Annotated in this window: 17 protein-coding genes; 8 read left to right on the top strand and 9 right to left on the bottom strand. The window is 67.5% G+C overall.

Going from position 1 to position 18,477, the window contains the following annotated elements; translation table 11 throughout:
* Nucleotides 1-99 precede the first annotated feature (99 nt).
* Nucleotides 100-2,136, top strand: a complete 2,037-nt coding sequence (locus tag OG716_RS08670; RefSeq protein WP_405137138.1) for an AMP-binding protein — start codon at nt 100-102, stop codon at nt 2,134-2,136.
* Between the two features lie 4 nt (nt 2,137-2,140).
* Here the strand turns inward: OG716_RS08670 and OG716_RS08665 are convergent, their stop codons facing one another.
* Nucleotides 2,141-2,353: a hypothetical protein gene (locus OG716_RS08665; protein WP_405137137.1), complete on the bottom strand. Its 213-nt coding sequence runs from the start codon at nt 2,351-2,353 to the stop codon at nt 2,141-2,143.
* Nucleotides 2,354-2,486: 133 nt separating this feature from the next.
* The gene (locus OG716_RS08660; protein WP_405137136.1) at nt 2,487-3,077 is read right to left on the bottom strand and encodes an adenylate kinase; all 591 of its coding nucleotides are present in this window, start codon (nt 3,075-3,077) and stop codon (nt 2,487-2,489) included.
* Between the two features lie 580 nt (nt 3,078-3,657).
* On the opposite strand from OG716_RS08660, the gene OG716_RS08655 reads away from it, so the two are divergent.
* From OG716_RS08655 to OG716_RS08645, 3 genes are read left to right on the top strand one after another with little or no spacing between them, the layout of a single operon-like run.
* Entirely contained in the window at nt 3,658-4,914 is a 1,257-nt protein-coding gene (locus tag OG716_RS08655) for an MFS transporter (RefSeq protein ID WP_405137135.1), read from the top strand.
* 25 nt (nt 4,915-4,939) lie between these two features.
* On the top strand, nt 4,940-5,776 hold the full coding sequence (locus tag OG716_RS08650; RefSeq protein ID WP_405137134.1) for an alpha/beta fold hydrolase: 837 nt from the start codon (nt 4,940-4,942) through the stop codon (nt 5,774-5,776).
* Between the two features lie 2 nt (nt 5,777-5,778).
* On the top strand, nt 5,779-7,059 hold the full coding sequence (locus tag OG716_RS08645) for a lipase family protein (protein ID WP_405137133.1): 1,281 nt from the start codon (nt 5,779-5,781) through the stop codon (nt 7,057-7,059).
* 56 nt (nt 7,060-7,115) lie between these two features.
* Here OG716_RS08645 and OG716_RS08640 read toward each other — a convergent pair whose 3' ends face one another.
* From OG716_RS08640 to OG716_RS08630, 3 genes are all read right to left on the bottom strand, one after another.
* Nucleotides 7,116-8,666, bottom strand: a complete 1,551-nt coding sequence (locus tag OG716_RS08640) for an FAD-dependent monooxygenase (protein WP_405137132.1) — start codon at nt 8,664-8,666, stop codon at nt 7,116-7,118.
* A gap of 232 nt (nt 8,667-8,898) precedes the next feature.
* Nucleotides 8,899-9,084 (bottom strand): hypothetical protein, encoded by a 186-nt coding sequence (locus OG716_RS08635; RefSeq protein ID WP_355122592.1) that lies wholly within the window; start codon nt 9,082-9,084, stop codon nt 8,899-8,901.
* Between the two features lie 606 nt (nt 9,085-9,690).
* Nucleotides 9,691-9,864 carry a CsbD family protein gene (locus tag OG716_RS08630; RefSeq protein WP_355121792.1) on the bottom strand — a complete coding sequence of 58 codons (174 nt, stop codon included), beginning with the start codon at nt 9,862-9,864 and terminating at the stop codon, nt 9,691-9,693.
* A gap of 133 nt (nt 9,865-9,997) precedes the next feature.
* Here OG716_RS08630 and OG716_RS08625 point away from each other — a divergent pair, with 133 nt between their 5' ends.
* Together OG716_RS08625 and OG716_RS08620 are read left to right on the top strand one after the other, a co-directional pair.
* On the top strand, nt 9,998-10,567 hold the full coding sequence (locus tag OG716_RS08625) for a gluconokinase (protein ID WP_405137131.1): 570 nt from the start codon (nt 9,998-10,000) through the stop codon (nt 10,565-10,567).
* Between the two features lie 69 nt (nt 10,568-10,636).
* Nucleotides 10,637-14,401, top strand: coding sequence for a SpoIIE family protein phosphatase (locus OG716_RS08620; protein WP_405137130.1), 3,765 nt, complete (start codon nt 10,637-10,639; stop codon nt 14,399-14,401).
* Nucleotides 14,402-14,430: 29 nt separating this feature from the next.
* Here OG716_RS08620 and OG716_RS08615 read toward each other — a convergent pair whose 3' ends face one another.
* Nucleotides 14,431-14,763: an STAS domain-containing protein gene (locus OG716_RS08615; RefSeq protein WP_405137129.1), complete on the bottom strand. Its 333-nt coding sequence runs from the start codon at nt 14,761-14,763 to the stop codon at nt 14,431-14,433.
* 162 nt (nt 14,764-14,925) lie between these two features.
* Nucleotides 14,926-15,489 (bottom strand): TerD family protein, encoded by a 564-nt coding sequence (locus OG716_RS08610; protein WP_405137128.1) that lies wholly within the window; start codon nt 15,487-15,489, stop codon nt 14,926-14,928.
* A gap of 204 nt (nt 15,490-15,693) precedes the next feature.
* Here OG716_RS08610 and OG716_RS08605 point away from each other — a divergent pair, with 204 nt between their 5' ends.
* Nucleotides 15,694-15,882: a hypothetical protein gene (locus OG716_RS08605; protein WP_405137127.1), complete on the top strand. Its 189-nt coding sequence runs from the start codon at nt 15,694-15,696 to the stop codon at nt 15,880-15,882.
* Between the two features lie 37 nt (nt 15,883-15,919).
* On the opposite strand, the gene cbiE is transcribed toward OG716_RS08605, so the two are convergent.
* Together cbiE and OG716_RS08595 are read right to left on the bottom strand one after the other, a co-directional pair.
* Nucleotides 15,920-17,161 carry a precorrin-6y C5,15-methyltransferase (decarboxylating) subunit CbiE gene (cbiE, locus tag OG716_RS08600; protein WP_405137126.1) on the bottom strand — a complete coding sequence of 414 codons (1,242 nt, stop codon included), beginning with the start codon at nt 17,159-17,161 and terminating at the stop codon, nt 15,920-15,922.
* Nucleotides 17,158-17,919: an SDR family NAD(P)-dependent oxidoreductase gene (locus tag OG716_RS08595; RefSeq protein ID WP_405137125.1), complete on the bottom strand. Its 762-nt coding sequence runs from the start codon at nt 17,917-17,919 to the stop codon at nt 17,158-17,160. The genes cbiE and OG716_RS08595 overlap by 4 nt, the downstream gene beginning before the upstream one ends.
* A gap of 100 nt (nt 17,920-18,019) precedes the next feature.
* Between OG716_RS08595 and OG716_RS08590 the strand changes: the two genes are divergently transcribed.
* On the top strand, nt 18,020-18,442 hold the full coding sequence (locus tag OG716_RS08590) for a PPOX class F420-dependent oxidoreductase (protein ID WP_355121808.1): 423 nt from the start codon (nt 18,020-18,022) through the stop codon (nt 18,440-18,442).
* Nucleotides 18,443-18,477 lie beyond the last annotated feature (35 nt).

The following is an 18,477-nucleotide window of genomic DNA, read 5'->3' as shown; positions in this document are numbered from 1 at the left end:
CCCGTCGTGCCGAAGCACGCGGCCGCCACGGTCCCGATCTTCATATCGGCAGTTGTCAGAACGGCAAACACATTGGTTACCGAAATCTTCGATACGACAGTGGATTTGCCGGTCGCACCGGAAGTGATCCGCGGTCTGCTGATCGATCCGCAGTTGTATCCGAGAATCTTCGCGGGTGTGGGCGCCTGCGAGCAGGTGGACACCCTCGGTGCGGGGCTGTCCTGGTTGATCCGTATCGGCACCATAACCTCAGGGGTGCACACCCGCAGGGCCACCTTCCACCCCGATCGGCACGGCGGCATGCAACTGCGGTGCACCGAGACCGGCGCCCTGGTGAGCGTGCGGCTGCGCAGGCGGGAGGAACTGACCCGCCTCAATATCTCCTTCTTCGGCGTCGGCCGCATTCATCCCGCGGTGGCGGCACTGTCGAACGCCGAGGTAATCGAGTGGACCGAGGCCGGATTCGCGCGGCTGCTCGAATTGATCTCCGGTGCGCAGACTTCGGTCGTAGTCAATGGCGAGGACCGTCCGCTGCGGCGGCGCGCCCAGGTGGCCGGGCAGATCGTGGCGACCGGCGTGGTGCGCCCGCTGCGGCCGGTGCGCGCGGTGAAACAGATCGGCGGCCTGGCCAGATGGGGATTCAATCTGGCCGGCGGGTATGCGGCGGCGGCCGGATACGCACCCGACCGGATCGCCGTGATCGATGGGCACGGGTCCCGGACCTTCCGGGAGATGCATGAGCGCAGCCGGGCACTGGCGGGCGCGATGGCGACCCTCGGACTCGGACCCGGTGACGCGGTGGGCCTGCTCGCGCGCAATCACGCCGGGATGATCGAAACCATGGTCGCCGCAGGCAAACTCGGCGTCGATGTCATTCTGCTGAATGCCGGGCTGTCGGCACGGCGGATCGAGGACATTGTGCAGCGGCACCGGCTCACGACACTGTTCGTGGACGGCGATCTCGAACCGCTCGTCGACTATCTGCACGCCGATATCCACCGCTACCGGACCGATTCACCGGCGCACGGGCACACCACGACGGACGATCTGATAGCACAGGGCCACAACAGGTTCCGCGCACCCGCCCAGAAGGGGCGGCTGATCGTTCTCACCTCCGGGACCAGCGGCACCCCGAAGGGCGCCCGGCGGCCGCATGCCCGGGGATTCGCCACCATCGCCGCGCTGCTGTCACGAATCCCCCTGCGCATGAACGAGACCATGCTCATTCCCGCACCGCTGTTCCACACCTGGGGGCTGGCGGCGCTGCAATTGAGCACCGCGCTGCGCGCCACCGTCGTCCTGCCCGAACGATTCGACGCCGAGGACTGCCTGCGGCTGATCGCCGAGCACCGGGTGAGTTCCCTCATCGTGGTGCCGACCATGGTGCAGCGCATTCTCGATCTGCCCGTCGCGGTGCGCGCCCGCTACGACACCTCGAGCCTGCGTGTGGTCGCGAGCTGCGGTGCGCCGCTGACCGGTACGACCGTGCTGCGCTTCCTGGACGCCTTCGGTGACATCCTCTACAACACCTACGGGTCCACCGAGGTCTCCTGGGCCACCATCGCCACACCGGAGGATCTGCGGGTATCCCCGACCACGGCCGGGCGGCCGCCGCTCGGCACCCGGGTCGCGGTGCTGGACCGAGAGCGCAAACCCGTCGCGATCGGCGCGATCGGCCGGATCTACGTCGGCAACCATATGCTCTTCGACGGTTATGTGAACTGCCCGCCGCCCGAGGAGGCCGGCGGACTGCTCGACACCGGCGATCTCGGATATCTCGATATCACCGGCCGCCTGTTCATCGCCGGGCGGGACGACGAGATGATCATCTCCGGCGGGGAGAACGTCTTCCCACGCCCGGTCGAGGAGGCCCTGGCCCATCTGCCGCAGATCAGCGAGGTGGCCGTGGTCGGCGTTCCCGATCACGAATTCGGCCAGCGCCTGGCCGCCTACATCGTCAAACGTGAAGGCTCAGGCCTGGATCCGGATATGGTCCGCACCTATATCCGCCATCGCCTCAGCCGCTTCAGCGTCCCCCGCGATATCGTCTTCCTGCCCGCCCTCCCCCGCGGCGAAACGGGCAAGGTCCTCAAACGACTCCTCACCGGGGCCCTGGCCGAGCCTCCGACCGCCTGACAGCTCAGTGCCAGAGGCGACGACACGGCAACTGCCGCAATTCCTTTCGAACCCTGCGATCCACCCGGACCGTCAAACCGACCTGCGCTGCGGCAGTCGCGAATTCCCAAGCCTCCGAAAAGGTTGCGGCGTACTCCAGCACCAGTGGCCGGTCCGGCCGTTCGAAGCAGACCAGGACGCGGTGGGTCAGCGCATCCGCTACATACTCGGATGCCATGACTTCGACGCTGTGCCTCATTACCCGACAGTAGGAGCCCACTCCGAGCCCCCACCCCGATCTCGATTTCCACCGGACATGTCACAGCCATGCGACCCGGCATTCTGGGCGATATCACCGGCGCGCACGGTGGTCAGCCGTGCGGTGCAGCGAAACCCGGATCAGCGGGCAGCGCCGCGAGGATGCGGTGCAGGACCGCCGTGGCGTCTCCGATGCCGTCGATCGTGGTCATGATGCCGCGGTCGGCGTAGTGCCCGGTGATCGCGGGAATGTGGCTGCGGTACAGGGCCAATCGCTCGCGGACCACGGCGGGGTCGTCATCACTGCGGTGCTGGGCGGCGAAACGGATTTCGCAGCGCTCGATGATCACCGCGTCGGGCACGGCGAGTTCGATGACGGAGTCGACGGCGCGGTCGGCGTCGGCCAGCAGTTCGTCCAGCGCCGCCGCCTGCGCGCCGGTACGCGGATAGCCGTCGAGGATATAGCCCCCGGCCGCATCGGATTCGGCCAGACGTTCGCCGAGTATCCGCAGGACCAGGTCATCGGGCACCAGCTCACCGGCCGCCACCATGGCCGCGGCCCGCAGACCGACCGGCGTCCCGTCCCGCATGGCGGCGCGGAACAATTCGCCGGTCGAGATGTGCGGCACCCCGAGTTCCCGCTTCAGCATCTTCGCCTGCGTGCCTTTGCCGGAACCATTGGGCCCCAAGATCACCAACCGCATTCCGATCGACTCCAATCACCTTGTCAGCGAGGCTACTCGGGCCGAGCTCCGGTAGCGAGACGGTCCAGCGGCCGCCGGGCGCTGCGCACGGCGTGGTGCGCGGACCCAAGCGCGAATTCATCTCGCGCTGCGACAACCTGATTCTGAAAGCCGCACTGCGAGCCCGGTTCTCGGACGCGCAGTGCGGGTTCAAGGCGGTGAATCAGTTACCCGCGCCGTTGTTCGGGTTCGTGCAGATCGTGCCTTCGCACGCAACCGTGGAGCCGTCGCCGTTCGGGTTGGGCATGACGCTGCCGCCGTTGTCCCGCAGATCGGTGCCGGCAACCGTGATTCGGGTTGGTGCAGATCGTGCCCTCGCACGGTGCGGTGGTCGGCGCCGGGTGCGGGGCGATCGGGACGGTGGTTGCCAAGTAGCGGAGCCGGCCACCTTCCGAGCCCCTGCCGAGACGCCGAGAGGTTGCCCGACAGAGGGTGTTGCGCTTGCCGGCTTGTGCGTCTACCTTCCACTAATACGAATTAGTACCGGGAATCACCTTTCGCGGGATGCGCCCCGCATCACCTCACGAATCAAGGGACAACCATGCTCGACGCCGAGGTTCCGACCGAACTCGCTCGCCCCGCAGGACTCGGCCGGCTCCTGACCTTCATGTTTCCGGCGGCGACGGCCATGTACGCCGCCTTCAACGGTGTGCAACAGATTCTGCTGCCCGCCCAGGTCGAGGCCCTCGACCCCGCCGCCAAGGTGGGCAATCTGGCCTTGATCACCGCGCTGGCCGCCATTGCCTCGATGGTGGCGCTGCCGATCGGCGGAGCGGTGTCGGACCGCACCCGTTCACCGTTCGGGCGGCGCTCACCCTGGATCGTGGTGACCACCGTGCTGTCGGCCGTGCTGCTGGTGGCCATCGGAAGCGCCACCGACCTGGCCGTGCTGACGATTGCCGTTGTGGCCCTGTGGTTTACGGCGAACTTCTATCAGGGCGCCTTCGCGGCGATCCTGCCCGACCGGGTGCCGCTGGCACGCCGCGGCCTCGCCTCGTCGGTGATCGGGCTGGGCACACCGGTCGGCATTCTGCTCGGGGTGAATGTGGCCAGCCGGGTCAGCCAGCTCTGGGGTTACGCGATGCTAGCCGTCATCTTCGTGATCGCCAGTGCCGCACTGGTATTCGGCGCCCGGGAGGCATCGTCGGAAGGCGCGATCGCACCGGCCCGGCGCCCGCGGCGGCAATCGGAGGTTGTGCGCGCGTTCTTCGCGGCATTCCGCAGTACCGATTTCCGTCTCGCCTTCCTGAGCCGGGCGAGTCTGTCCCTGGCCTACTTCACCGTCAGCGGCTACCTGTTCTACTCGATGCAGGACTACATCGGCGCGGGCAATATTCCGGGCGGCGATGTCGCAGTCGCCGTGGCGACGCTGTCCACGATCTCTGTGGCGACCTGGTCGGTCGTGGCCATGTGCACCGGCTGGCTCGCCGATCGGCTCGACCGGCGCAAACTGTTCGTGGGGATCAGCGCGGCCGGGCTGGCGGTATCGATGCTTGTACCGATCCTGAGTCCGACCTGGACGGGGATGGTGGTCTACGCCTTCCTGTCCGGGGCGTTCATCGGCGCCTACTTCGCCGTCGATCTCGCCGTCATGTCACTTGTGCTGCCGGACAAGCACAACGAGGGCCGGGACTTCGGCCTGCTCGCGGTCGCGACCGGACTCCCCCAGGTGCTGTCCTCGGTCATCGCCGGTGCGCTGCTCACCCTGTTCGGCAGCTATATCGCCCTCTTCTGCTTCGGCGCGGCCTGCGCGCTCGCCGCCGGGCTCGTCATCATGCGGATCCGTTCGGTCCGCTGACCTTCCACCGTCGAAAGGTAGCCACATGCCGTATGCCAGCACTTCCGAAGGAGTTCGCCTCTGTTATGACACCTTCGGACATCCGGAAGCCCCACCGCTACTTCTCATTCAGGGGCTGGGCGCGCATATGCTCGGCTGGCGCGCCGAACTGTGCGAGGCACTCGCGCGCGCGGGGTTCCGCGTCATTCGGTTCGACAATCGCGATGTCGGGCTGTCCCAGAAATTCCCGGCGGGCGGTTATCTGCTGAGCGATATGGCGGCCGATACCGCGGGTCTGCTCAGTGCGCTGGGCATCGATTCGGCGCACATCATGGCGCAGTCGATGGGGGGAATCATCGCTCAGGAGTTGGTGATTCATCATCCCGAGCGGGTCCGGTCGCTCGCGCTGATCTATACCGCGCCGAACAACTACGAGTACTTCTCCGGCGTCGATCTGCTCGAGGAGCGAATGGCGCTGCCCCGTGCCCGCAATCGCGCCGAGGCCGCCGAACTGTACGTCCGCAATGAGGCGCCCTGCGCATCGCCAGGCTATCCCGCCGATCTGGACTGGCTCCGCACGCTCGGCGGACTCATGTACGACCGCGATTTCGATCCGGACGGTGCCGCCCGGCAGACGAATGCCATTACCGCCTCGCCCGACAATACGGCGCAGCTGCGGCAGATCACTGTTGCGACAACGATTATGCACGGCGACGGCGATCGACTGATCAGCCCGGCAGCCGCCACGGCGCTGCACCGGGCCATCGCGGGCTCCACCCTCACGCTCTTCCCGGGCATGGGACACGAACTCCCGCAAGCACTCTGGAGCGACATCGTCGCTCTCGTCCACGACAACGCCGCCACTTCCCCGGAACGAGTGTGATCATGCGCAAGATCTATCGGCCACAGCATCTTTCAGCCCTCCGGGGGCCGTATCGTTCAGCCCTCCAGGGGCTGTGCACCGCGACAGTCGTCGTCGCGGCCCTCTCCCTCGGGGGCGCCGTCCATACGGAACCCGCTGGGGCGGAATCGGTCTCCACACCGGACGTGGACCCGTTCTACGCGGCGCCCGCCGATCTGGGCGGCTATGCGAACGGAGCGATTCTGCGGTCCCGGGAATCGGCGCTCTTCGGCGTCGCCCTGCCCATCAAGGTGTGGCAGGTCCAGTACAAGTCGACCGATGCCGAAGGCCGTCCCACCACGGGTGTCGCCACCGTGCTGGTGCCGGACGCCCCGTGGAACGGCGCCGGGCCCCGGCCGCTGGTGAGCTATCAGATCGCCGAGGACGGCCTCGGAATCCAGTGTGCGTCCTCGTATGTCCTGCGGGCCGGGCTGCAGGCGGGGACCAATAATGCCCAAGATCAGGAAGCGCCCATCGCCGCCGTGCTGCTGCAACGCAATTGGGCGGTGGTGATCTCGGATTACGAGGGCCCGCAGGAACGATTCATCGACCGCGGACAGGAGGCGCACAGCGCGCTGGACGGCATTCGGGCCGCCGTGGCCTTCGCGCCGGCGCAGCTCGGACCGCGCGCGCCCCTCGCCGCCTTCGGCTACTCCGGCGGTGCGTTCGCGACCGTCTCCATGATGGAGCTACAGCCGCGCTACGCGCCCGAACTCAACTTCACGGGCTTCGCCGCGGGCGGCATACCCGCCGACGTGGCCGCCGGGATCGCCATGGGCAACGGCACCAAGAATGTCGGACTGCCCGTGTTCGCCCTCGCGGCGCTGGACCGTCTGAGCCCGGAGTCGAATATCCCCGCACAGGTCGACGAATCGACCCGCGCGGCGATCGCCGCGGCCGGACAGCAATGCGTCCAGCAGGTCGTGACCGACAACGCTTTCCGGCAGATCACCGACGTATCGGAGTCCGCCGATCTCGCGCGCAATCCGGTCATCGCGGCCGCCGCCGCCGAGCAGAATCCCGGGCAGAGCATCCCGGCGGTCCCCATGTACGCCTGGCACAGCACCCTCGACGATGCACTGCCGATCGCACCGGTCGACGCCCTGATCGACAAATACTGCGCGGCCGGTGCGACCGTGACGTATCACCGGACCGATGTGCCGCAGCACGCACCGGCCGCGATCGCCGAATTACCCACCGTCTTCGCATATCTGAGCGATCGGCTGGCCGGCATACCGCAGCGGGGCGGGTGCCACACTGTCTGACCCCGTCACCTGCCGGCGAGCGCGAGTGCGGGCAAATACGGTGCGCGACACCCTGATCAGGGGATGTTCGGCACCGCCGCCCGCACCGGCGCTCCGAACCAGCGGGACAGCGCGTCACGCAGTGCGGGCGCGGCGGTATCGGCAGGTTCGTCACTCGCTGCGGCCCAGGCGATGTGGGCGTCCGGGCGAATCAGCAGCGCATCGGCCGGTCGGTGCTCGGTGGTGACAGAGACCGTGTCGACGCGGTGCTGCCAATCCCGGGCGATCTCACGCAGGTCCGGCCGGTCGGCAAGGTCGAGGAAGATCGGGCGGGCGGGCCGCATGAGTTCCGCGACAGTGGTTTCGCCGTCCCCGGTCTGCAGCACGAGGTCCGGGGCGAAAGCTCCGGCCAGGGCATGACCCTCGGAACCTGCCGGCGGGTAACGGATATCGGTACCGGCGATCAGAGCGCCCACCCGGCGCGCTGCCGGTTCGTCGACGAGCAGTTCCTGGAAGACCTGCCGAAGTGCTTCGGCGGCGGGGTCATCGCCGCGCCGCAGCGCCACCTGCGCCCGGGTCTGCAGCAGGGCACGTCCGCCGGCGAAGTGACGTTCGTCGTGATAGGTGTCCAGCAGCCCGCCCGGAGCCCAGCCCTCGAGGTCGGCGGCCAGCTTCCAGGCCAGGTTCACCGAATCGAGCATGCCGAGGTTGAGCGCGACACCGGTGGCGGGCAGCAGATGCGCCGCGTCACCGGCCAGCAGTATCCGCCCGTCGCGATACCGTTGCGCCTGCCGATCCTTGAAGGTGAAGCGCGACAACCGAATCGGCGCACCCAGCGGCAGCTCCGCGCCGAGCACACGGTGCACGCTGTCGCTGAGCTCGGTCAGGCTCATCGGCTGATCGTCGTCGTATTCGGCGGACTCGTCCTCGGTGGTCGAGAGGAACATTCCGTCCGGGCCGACCGCGTACGCGAACACACCGCGATCCGTCCGGGTGAAACCGGCACGGATCCGGCCCAGGCCGGGCGCCTCGATATCACCGTTGCCGAAGACGGTCACCGCATCGGGCACCGCGACGTGACCGACCCTGTTGACGTCCGGATATGTGGTGCCGGGGAACGGAATTCCCGCCAGATCACGAATCCGGCTGCGGCCGCCGTCACAGCCCACCAGGTATCGAGCGGTCACCCGGTACGGCCTGTCCGGACCGCGCACGTCCACGGTCACCGCGGTCTCGTCCTGGCTCACCCCGACCACCTCGTGCCCGCGGCGGATCTCGGCGCCCAGTTCGCCGGCGCGTTCGGCGAGCACTCGTTCGGTATCCACCTGGGCGATCGCCACCGCCCGCATCGGCGAATCCACCAGACCCCGCAGGTCCACATGCACACCGCCGAAAGGGAATCGGGGCGGCGGGTGCGGATCGCTACCGGCCGCTTCGAACCGGTCCAGGATGCCGCGGTAGCGCAGCAGGTCCAGGATCTGGCCGCCGATGCCACTGGCCTTCGGGGTGTCCCGGGGCTGCGGATGCCGCTCCAGCACCACCGGCCGCACCCCCGCCAGGCACAACTCATCGGCCAGCATCAGGCCCGCGGGGCCCGCCCCCACAATGATCACGTCGGTGTCCGTCACGCGCATATCGCTCCCCGGTATTCGCAGCTTCTGGCTTCGGCCAGCGATTCTGCGGCAGTGCCGGGGTCTTGCCGCAAGCCCCCCTGTGCGCTATATGCTGAAAGGGGGAAGGGGTGAGTACTCCCCCTTCCCCGCAATCGTCTAGCTCAGCGAGCTACGTTGGGCGCTATGCCCTCTCACTGATGCCCTCTCACTGATGCCCTCTCACTGATGCCCTCTCACTGATGCCCTCTCACTGGCTCGGCTGCGGCACATCGACATGGCAGCTGTCGACCTTCGGGTTCACGCCCAGATAGTTCAGCGGGCCGGCGATGATGGTCACCGCGATGGTGCCGGTGCTCGCGCAGTTCGACGGCGCATTGTCGTAGTAGTGCCGCTGTCCCGCGGCGACAGCACCGATGATCAGCCATACGAACAGCAAAAGTGTGACTGCACTTGAAATTGCAGAGCGACTTCGACCTCGGAATCGCAAGTCATCGTTGGCGTAGCTTCTCATTTTCCCGTCTCCGTTCTTCGGATTACGCACCTCTGGGTGCGGCGCTCCCACCAGCCGCTATACCCGGCGAGAACACGCCGAAACGGCGTACCGCAACAGCTTCGGAATCTCCGGAACTGTTTCGAAGTGATAGAAAGGGGAAGTCCCGTCTTGCCCGACTGTCCGGCGCGAACATCATGCGCACAATGCAGGAGATGGCCAGAGTGAGTAGAGAAATGCAGACCACACGTGGGATCCAGGGAAGAGGACAGGTCGCTGACACCGGCACTCGCGCCGACGTCAGCTGGCCCGAGCCGAGCCCCTTGGAACTTTGGTGGGAGCAGGTGATGTATCCCGACGGGGCCGCTACGACCCCGTCGCAGGCCTGACACAGGCACCGTCGCCGGCAACACCGGCGGCCGCAGCAAATTTTCGAAGTTTCCGATATTTTACGAATTTGATGCCAGTGGTCCCGCCCGGATTATCCGGGCGGGACCACTGCAATTCGTAGGTCTTCAGCAGTCGCGAGACCGCGATCTATCGCGGTGATCAGTCGCGGAAGGCGTCCTTTACCTTCTCGCCCGCATCCTTGAGGTTCGACTTGATCTGATCGGCCTTGCCTTCGTGCTGAGTTTCCTTGTCGCCGGTCGCCTGGCCGAACTTCTCCTTGGCCTGGCCCGCAACATCATCGATCTTGTTCTTGGCCTTGTCGGTCGCACTCATATCGATGTCCCTTCCTAGGCTGACCGGCCTGCTCGATCCGGCCGGTCTTACCCGCAATTGCCGGATAGAGTCGAATGAAACGCTCGCGGAGAGATGCGCCACTGTTGTCATGACATCGGGAATAGGAGGGTTCATGGCAATCGGTGACAGGGTGCGGCCGCGGATCGTGGTCGTGATGGGCGTCTCCGGATCGGGCAAGTCCACCCTCGGGCAGACGCTCGCGACCGCTCTGGGCTGGGACTTCCTGGAGGGCGACGACCTGCATCCGGCGGCCGATATCGCGAAAATGGCGGCGGGCCAACCGCTTACCGACGACGATCGGCGGCCCTGGCTGGCGGCCATCTCGCAGTGGATGTCCGGCGAAACAGCCGCCGGACGATCGGGCATCGTCACCTGCTCCGCGCTGAAACACTCGTATCGGGACATGCTGCGCCACAGCATGATCGATCACCCCGAAGCCGACCTCACGTTCCTGTACCTGTCCGGCTCCCGGGACCGGCTCGAACGCCGTCTCACCACCCGCACGGACCACTTCATGCCACCCGGCCTGCTGGACTCCCAGCTCGGCACCCTCGAGGCTCCCACTCCCGGCGAAGGAATCATCACGATCGAAATCGGCCCTCCGCCAAACGAAATCGCTGCCGCGGCACTGGCCGCGATCGACGGAAAGCGCAGGCCGGCCGCAGCGCCCGATCAGCGCTGATAGCGTTGGCCCGGTATCGACCAGACCGGACGAAACGGACCGTCATGAACGAGGAGAGAGGACATCGCGGTGGTTGGTCTTGTGGACGACTCCGCCTCCGGCGAGCGTCCGGCCTTTCCCGCTGAAGTGCTCGCGATCGACGGCGAGAGTCCGCTCAATCGATTGCTCATGGATACCGACTGGTCGGCGACCGCACTGGGACCGGCCGGGGACTGGCGCCAGGAATTGCGCACCATTGCCGGCGCCTGCATGAACTGCCCGTTCCCCATGCTGATCATGTGGGGTCCGGAGCTGTCCATGATCTACAACGACGCCTTCGTCCCGATCCTCGGCGCCAAACATCCCGCGCTCGGACAACCCTGCGCCGAGGTCTGGTCCGATGCGTGGCCGGTGGTCGGCGAGATGATCGGCAAGGTCATGGACCGCGGTGAACCCACGCATCACCAGGACCTGCCGATGACCCTGCATCGCCACGGCTTCGACGAATCGGTCTATTTCACCTTCGCCTACAGCCCGATTCGCCTCGCGGGCGGCAGGGTGGGCGGGGTGCTGACCGTGGTCACCGAGACCACCGCGCAGGTGCTCGGCACGCGGCGACTGCAAACCTTGCGCGAGCTGGGCGAGGCCCGTTCGGCGCGGATCGCCGATGTGAGCGAGGCCTGCCTCGCGGCGGCGACGGTGCTCGACGCGCACCGCGAGGACGTGCCGTTCGGCGCCATCTACCTGCTCGGCGAAGACGGTGAACGCGCCGATATCGTCGCTGCCTTCGGCGCGGACTCCTCGATCACCACACCGCTGCCGGATACGATCTCCGCGCGCACGGACACCGGCTGGATCTGGCAGACCGCCACCACCGGCATCCCGCACACGAGCATTCGGCAGACACCGGATGCCGTTGCGGCACAGGGCACTGTCTCCTACACCATGGTGGCACTGCCGCTCGCGGCCACGGCGCTCGAGCGGCCCCGGGGCGTGGTGGTCTTCGGCGTCAGCCCGGATCTGCTGTTCGACGAGGCCTACCGTGGCTTCCTGAACCTCGCGGCCGGTCATCTGGCGACCGCGATCGCCGATGCCGAGGCGCAGGCCGCGCAGGTGCGCCGCACCGCGGAGCTCGCGGAGCTGGATCGCGCGAAAACCCAGTTCTTCACCGGTGTCAGCCACGAACTTCGGACACCGCTGGCCCTGATCACCGGGCCCGCCCAGGACGCGCTCACCGACGGACGGTTTCCGCTACCGGCCCCGCAGCGCGACCGGGTGGAGATCATCCGGCGCAATGCGGGACGCCTGCGGCGCATGGTCGACACCCTGCTGGATTTCAGCCGGATCGAGGACGGGCGTCTCAGCTGCGAACCGGTCGCGGTGGAGGTGGACGCGCTCACGCGCGGGATCGCGGAATCCTTCGCACCGGCGCTGGAACGGGCGGGATTGGGGCTCGTTCTCGACTGCCCGGTCAACCATCGCGCCGTGCTGATCGATCCGGCGCTGTGGGAGCGGATCGTGCTGAATCTGCTGTCCAATGCGGTGAAATTCACCTTGGCGGGTGAGATCCACGTCGGTCTGCGGATTGTGGACAATGTCGTGGAGCTGGAGGTGCGCGACACCGGCGTGGGCATACCGCCGGCCGACCTCCCGCACATTTTCGAGCGATTCCGGCAGGTGCGCGGCACCCAGGGACGCTCACACGAGGGCTCCGGAATCGGACTGGCCCTGGTTCAGGAATTGGCCCAGCTGCACGACGGCTACGCCGACGTGGTGAGCGAGGTCGGCAAGGGCAGTACCTTCACCGTTCGCATCCCCGCGCGCTTCACCGAAACCCCCGCCCGGTGGACGCCCACCAACAGCATTGTCGACGACTACGTCACCGAGGCCATGCAGTGGCTTGGACCCGCCACCGGAAACGCGGACAATCCCTTGGCGCGCAACCCTTCCGACGGCGATACGGTGCTCATCGCCGAGGACAATGCCGATCTCCGGAGATATCTGGCGGGGCTGCTCGAACCGGCCTACACGGTCACACTGGCGGCCGACGGCAATGAGGCGCTGCGCCAGGCGCGGAGTCTTCGCCCCGATCTTGTGCTCGCGGACGTCATGATGCCCGGCCTCGATGGATTCGCACTGCTGCGCGCCCTGCGCGCCGATCCGGCCACGGCGGGAACCCCGGTGGTGTTCCTGTCCGCGCGCGCCGGTGAGGAAGCCGCCGCCGAGGGATTGGCGGCGGGCGCCGACGACTATCTGACCAAACCGTTCTCCTCGACCGATCTGCTGGCCCGGGTGCGTTCGAATCTGCATTTGGCGCGTTTGCGAAATCACGAATCAGCTTGGCGTACAGCGCTTGTCAATGCGATGCAGGACGGATTCCTGGTCGTCGACACCGATTTCACGGTCCTCGAGATCAATGACGGCTTCACCCAGCTGCTCGGCTACGACGCCACGCGTTTGCCGTGGCGCAGACCACACCCCTGGTGGCCGGACGCCGAGCACGACCCGGAAGGGTTCGCGCTGATCGAAGCCGCGCACGCGGTCATCGAAGCCGAAGGACGCGGGCGCTTCGTGCTGCCGCTGCAGCATCGGGACGGGCATCGGCTCTGGGTCGACGTCTCGCTGGACTCGCTGCAGGACCATCGCAGCGGCACCCGCCTGTTCGTCGGCACGCTGCGCGATGTCACCACACAGCATCTGACCGCCGAACGGGATGCCGCTGTCGCGCGCTTGGCCGGGCGGATCACCGGGCTCGACGACAGTGCCACCGTGGTGAAGGTCGGTCTGGCCGAACTGCGCGGGTTCTGGCTGGCCGAACGCGTCACGCTGGTCCACTTCGATCAGCCCGAGGATCCCGATGCTCCGCGGGTGATCGGCGGGACGGGTGTGACTCCGCCGGCGGGCGAGGAACTGCCACCATGGCAGGCCGCCGAACTGGCCCGCGCCGGAAATCTCTGCACGGTCACTCCCCCGGGCGCCGACGCCACCACCGTGACCGCGGTCGGCGCTCCGCTCTACGACGGCACCGAACAGGCGCTGCTGTGGTTCGAATTCGGGCATCCACGCCCGTTCACCGTCGCCGATCGCACGCTGATGGTGCAGCTCACGGCACATCTGCAGCGGGCGCTCGGGCGGGCTCGGGCCGGTGACGAACAGCGTCAGGTCGCGCTCGCCCTGCAGCGGGCGATTCTGGGACCCGCAGACCTGCCCGCGGGCTTCGCGGTGCGCTACGAACCCGCCAGTTCGACCCTGGAGGTCGGTGGCGACTGGTACGACGTCGTGGAGCTGCCCGGGGAGCGCTACGGCGTCGTCGTGGGTGATGTGGTCGGCCACGGACTGCCCGCGGCCACCGCCATGGGTCAGCTGCGCAGTGCCGCGCGGGCGCTGCTGCTGGAGAACACCGGGCCGGGCGGGGTGCTCGCGGCACTGGACCGCTTCGCCCAGCGCCAATCGGGGGCCTACTGCGCCACCGTTTTCTGTGCGGTCATCGATCCGGCCTCCCAGCAGATTCGATACAGCAGCGCGGGGCATATGCCCGCATTGCTGGCCGCACCGGACGGCACCGTCTGTCAGCTGCGGGATGCGCAATCGCTGCCGCTGGCCGTGCGCATCGGACGCGAACGGCCCGAGGCGACGACCGGTATCGCGGCGGGCTCGCTGTTGCTGCTCTATACGGATGGGCTCGTCGAACGGCGGCAGGAGATCATCGACACCGGTATCGAGCGCGCGGCGGCCGCACTCGCCAGGGCCGTGCGGTTCACTCCTGATGCCGCCGTCGAATATCTGTGCGCTTCCCTGCTCGACGAGGGCAATCCCGATGATGATGTCGCGCTACTGGTCTACCGCCAGCCCTGAGCCGCGAAAGCCCTGTCCCGTAACGGAATTCAGCCGATCGGCGGAGTGCCACCGGCTGCCAGCGCCGCCTCGACGGTATCGAAGAGCGCGAGCAGCTGATCCAGCGCGGCGACCTCGATGGGCCGGCGCACGGCGTAGGAGGGGACGACCCGGAGCGTGTTCGGCTGCGCGTCGGACGCGGCGATCAGCACACTCATACCCGCCGAACCGAAGAATTCCACCTTCGACATATCCACCACCAGCACCGGCGGATGCGCGCGCAGCGCCTGCTCCAGCGCCGAATTCAGCACCGGCGCCGAGGACATATCGACCTCGCCCTCGACCGCGAGCACCACGTTCGCGCCGTGAGACCGTTGCTGCACAGTCAATATGCGTGACACAGGATCGTCATTGACCGGCACTGGTACACCTCCACTGTGTCCGTGAACCCGCGCCGCTGCAGGGAGCGGCGGGCGAACGTTGATCGATCAAACCTACCGTGCCCGCGGGCCGGGGTGCGACCACATCGCACGGGCCGGGCCGGGCTACGACAGATACGGCGTCAGCTGCGGGACGGCCTCGGCGACATGCCGTGCGGGGATGCCGACGCCGATGGCATCGAATTCCCAGGACACGGGCGTGCGGTAGAGCCGGCCCAGCACCAGGGCGGTGTGCGGGCCGCCGGTCAGCACGAAACGATTGATCTCGGCGGTGGATCCGGCATCGACGAAACGACAGTACGCATTGTCGATATTCGCGAAACTCTGGCCGGTGTACGAGGTTACGACGACGATGACCATCGTCACCTCCGGCGCCATCCGCACCAGATCGAAAACGATCACCTCATTGTCCCCCGGGCCCTCGCCCGTCTGATTGTCACCGGTGTGCCGGACCGATCCGTCCTGCGAGATGAGCTGGTCGTGAAAGACGACATCCACCAGTCGGTCACCGCTGAAAAGCAGTGCCGCCAAATTCAAGTCGAACCTGAACACCTCGACGGGCATGCCACCGGGCTGTTCCACCACCCCGAATTCCGCCGGGTCCCAACCCAATGCGACCGCAACGCTTTCCAGCGTCGTACCATCGATATTCTGTAAAGCTATGGACACCGAGTGTCCCCTTCCGATCCGAGATTCGTTCCGACGCAGCCCTATCCGATCGGCTGCCCACAGTGCGGACTTTCCCGGAGATCGATCCTCGAAACAGGGTGCGCGCACCGCTGTTCCACGACATGTCATCGAAGACGCCGAACCGCGCGGAGAATCTCCGGCCGCTGACGGTTTGGCATCCGGATTCCCGGGTACTGGGAGTGAGTGACCTCGATCGAACAACGACTTGTGAGCCCGTTCCGAACCGTGCACAGCGGCCCCGCTGCCGCCGCGTGGAACAGCTCTCAACAGCGCCGTTACCTCCAGGCCCAGTGTCAGACCGCCGCCGTCGCGCTCGCCAGCAGCGCGCTCGCCGGAGCGATTCTCACGCTCGGCGTGCTGCCCGGCCTGTAGCCGATCTTTTCGAGACCGAGCCCGCTCCGGCGACGTACTACCCGGATTTGACCGCCCACCACTGTGTCACGGGGAGTTGCGGTCGCCAGGCGGTGAATCCGCCCAGCGGTTCGGCGCGGTAGACCTGGAATCGGCGCAGGGTGCCGCCGTATTCGGCGGCCAGCACGGTCAATCGCGCCTCGGATTCGGCGGTCACCGCATTCGCGACCAATCGGCCGCCGGGGAGCAGACGAGCCCAGCAGGCTTCGAACATGCAGTCCTGGGTAAGACCGCCGCCGAGGAATACCGCGTTCGGAGCGGGCAGATCCGTGAATGCCTCCGGGGCCGCGCCGCGCACCTCGATTCCCGGGACGCCGAGTGCGGCCGCATTCTCACCGATCTGCTTGCGGCGGCTCTCGATTCGCTCGAAGGTCACGGCCCGGCACGACGGATGGGTGCGGGACCATTCGATGGCAATGGTGCCCGAGCCGCCACCGATATCCCACAGCAATTCGCCGGGGGCGGGAGCCAGTGCGGCCACGCTGAGGGTGCGGATCTCGTATTTGGTGAGCTGACCGTCACCACCGTAGACCGCATCGGGCAGGCCGGGCAGGCGGGTGCGGCGCGGGGCGGCCGGATCCGCGACGCAGTGCACGGCGACGATATTCAGCGGATCACCGGGCGGCCGTTCCCATATCGCGGCGGTCGCGGTGGTGAGCTGTTCATCCGGGCCGCCGAGCTGCTCGAGCACGGTCATGGTGGATTCGCCGAAGCCGTTGCGCGCCAGCATTTCCGCCAGCTGAGCAGGCGTGTGCTCATCGGAGCTGAGTACGAGAATCCGCCGCCCGCCGGCCAATTCGGGAAGCACTGTTTCCAAGCGCCGGCCCACCGCGCTGACCACGGGTGTGTCCGCCAGTCCCCAGCCCAGCCGCGCGCACGCCAGTGCCGCCGAGGACGGCTGCGGCAGTACGCGCAGGGCGGGTGCGCCCACCAGCCGGGCGAGGGTCACGCCGATGCCGTAGAACATCGGATCGCCGCTGGCGAGCACGCACACCCGCACGCCCGCATATCTTTCCAGCAATCCGGGCAGTGCGGGCACCAGCGGCGAGGGCCAGGCGACCCGCTCGGCGGCGCTCTCCGCGGCGGGCACCAGCGCCAGCTGCCGCTCCGATCCGAACAGCACCTGCGCGGCGGCGATGGCCCGCCTGCTCGCGCCGCCGAGCCCGTCCCAGCCGTCGGCGCCGATCCCGGCGACCACGATCGGGTCGCCGGACCAGGTCAGCGCGGGCACCTCGGTCATCGCGGCGCCCGGCGCCAGAGTGATTGCGGCACAAAGCGGATGGCGATGAACAGCAGCTTGATGGTGCGCGGCACATTGACCACCCGCGACCGCCGGTACAGTCCCCGCACCACCGCATCGGCGACCTGATCCGGGGTGCTGGAGAGCGGAGCCGGTTCCATACCCGCCGACATCCGGCCGATGACAAAGCCGGAGCGAATCAGCAGCAGGTGAATTCCGGTGCCGTACAAGGCATCCTGCAGGCCATTGGTGAAACCGTCGAGTCCGGCCTTGGCCGATCCGTAGACATAGTTGGCGCGGCGCACCCGCATACCGGCAATGGAACTGAAGACCACCATCTGACCCGATCCCTGTTCGCGCAACAGCTGCGAGAGACTGGTCAGCACGCTCACCTGTGCCACATAGTCGGTCTGCACCACGGCCACCGCATGCGCCGGATCCCGTTCCGCGCGAGCCTGATCGCCCAGTACGCCGAAGGCCAGCACCGTCACCCCGAGTGGTCCGTGTTCGGCGATCACCTTCTCCAGCAACCCCTGGTGGCTGGCGAAATCGTCCGCGTCGAACTCCACGCGATGCACCGCGTCCGCACCCGCCGCCCGCAATTCCGACTCCTGCGGCCCCAACTCGCCACTGCGCCGCGCCGCCAGCACCACCACTCGGCCCGGCGCGAGCCGGCGCGCCACTTCGAGCCCGATCTCACTACGTCCACCCAGCAAGAGGACGACGCCCGCATCGGCGTCCCGCGATCCCAATCCCATGGCAAACAGTCTGCCATCCGTGGCGGAGCGCCCGGCGCGCCAAGGCGCACGACCCGCACGCGCCGCGCCGACCCGGCACCCCGATTGCTACCGTCGTGCCATGCCGAGCATTTCGACGCGCCCCGAACTCTCGCCCGCCGCCACCGAATTCGTCACCGAGCGGCATCTGGCGACGCTGGCGACCTTGCGCGCCGACGGCACCCCGCACGTGGCAGCGGTCGGATTCACCTGGGATCCGGAAGCCGGGATCGCGCGGATCATCTGCGACGGCGGGTCGATCAAGGTGCGCAATGTGCGGCGCGGCGGGTACGCGGCGGTGAGTTCGGTCGACGGCCGCCGGTGGATCACCCTCGAGGGCCCCGCCACCGTGCTGGACGATCCGGAATCGGTCGCCGACGCCGTCGAACGCTATGCGGGCCGGTACCGGCAGCCCCGCGTGAACCCGACCCGCGTGGTCATCGCCATCACCGTGCAGCGCGTGCTGTCGGCCAGCGTGCTCAAAGCGGCAACCGCCGAGCAGTGAACACCCGGCGCGCACTGCTCTCGGCAGCGCGGGCC

The sequence above is a fragment of the Nocardia sp. NBC_01388 genome, assembly GCF_045040085.1.
Lineage (GTDB): Bacteria > Actinomycetota > Actinomycetes > Mycobacteriales > Mycobacteriaceae > Nocardia.
This window is presented reverse-complemented; position numbering and strand designations above follow the sequence as displayed.

Excerpts from the sequence above, each read along its gene's own strand:
- OG716_RS08630 (WP_355121792.1), bottom strand. The coding sequence starts at position 9,864 with ATGAGTGCGACCGACAAGGCCAAGAACAAGATCGATGATGTTGCGGGC.
- cbiE (WP_405137126.1), bottom strand. The coding sequence starts at position 17,161 with ATGACCGAGGTGCCCGCGCTGACCTGGTCCGGCGACCCGATCGTGGTC.
- OG716_RS08595 (WP_405137125.1), bottom strand. The coding sequence starts at position 17,919 with ATGGGATTGGGATCGCGGGACGCCGATGCGGGCGTCGTCCTCTTGCTG.
- OG716_RS08655 (WP_405137135.1), top strand. The coding sequence starts at position 3,658 with ATGCTCGACGCCGAGGTTCCGACCGAACTCGCTCGCCCCGCAGGACTC.
- OG716_RS08665 (WP_405137137.1), bottom strand. The coding sequence starts at position 2,353 with ATGGCATCCGAGTATGTAGCGGATGCGCTGACCCACCGCGTCCTGGTC.
- OG716_RS08625 (WP_405137131.1), top strand. The coding sequence starts at position 9,998 with ATGGCAATCGGTGACAGGGTGCGGCCGCGGATCGTGGTCGTGATGGGC.
- OG716_RS08645 (WP_405137133.1), top strand. The coding sequence starts at position 5,779 with ATGCGCAAGATCTATCGGCCACAGCATCTTTCAGCCCTCCGGGGGCCG.
- OG716_RS08660 (WP_405137136.1), bottom strand. The coding sequence starts at position 3,077 with ATGCGGTTGGTGATCTTGGGGCCCAATGGTTCCGGCAAAGGCACGCAG.
- OG716_RS08590 (WP_355121808.1), top strand. The coding sequence starts at position 18,020 with ATGCCGAGCATTTCGACGCGCCCCGAACTCTCGCCCGCCGCCACCGAA.
- OG716_RS08650 (WP_405137134.1), top strand. The coding sequence starts at position 4,940 with ATGCCGTATGCCAGCACTTCCGAAGGAGTTCGCCTCTGTTATGACACC.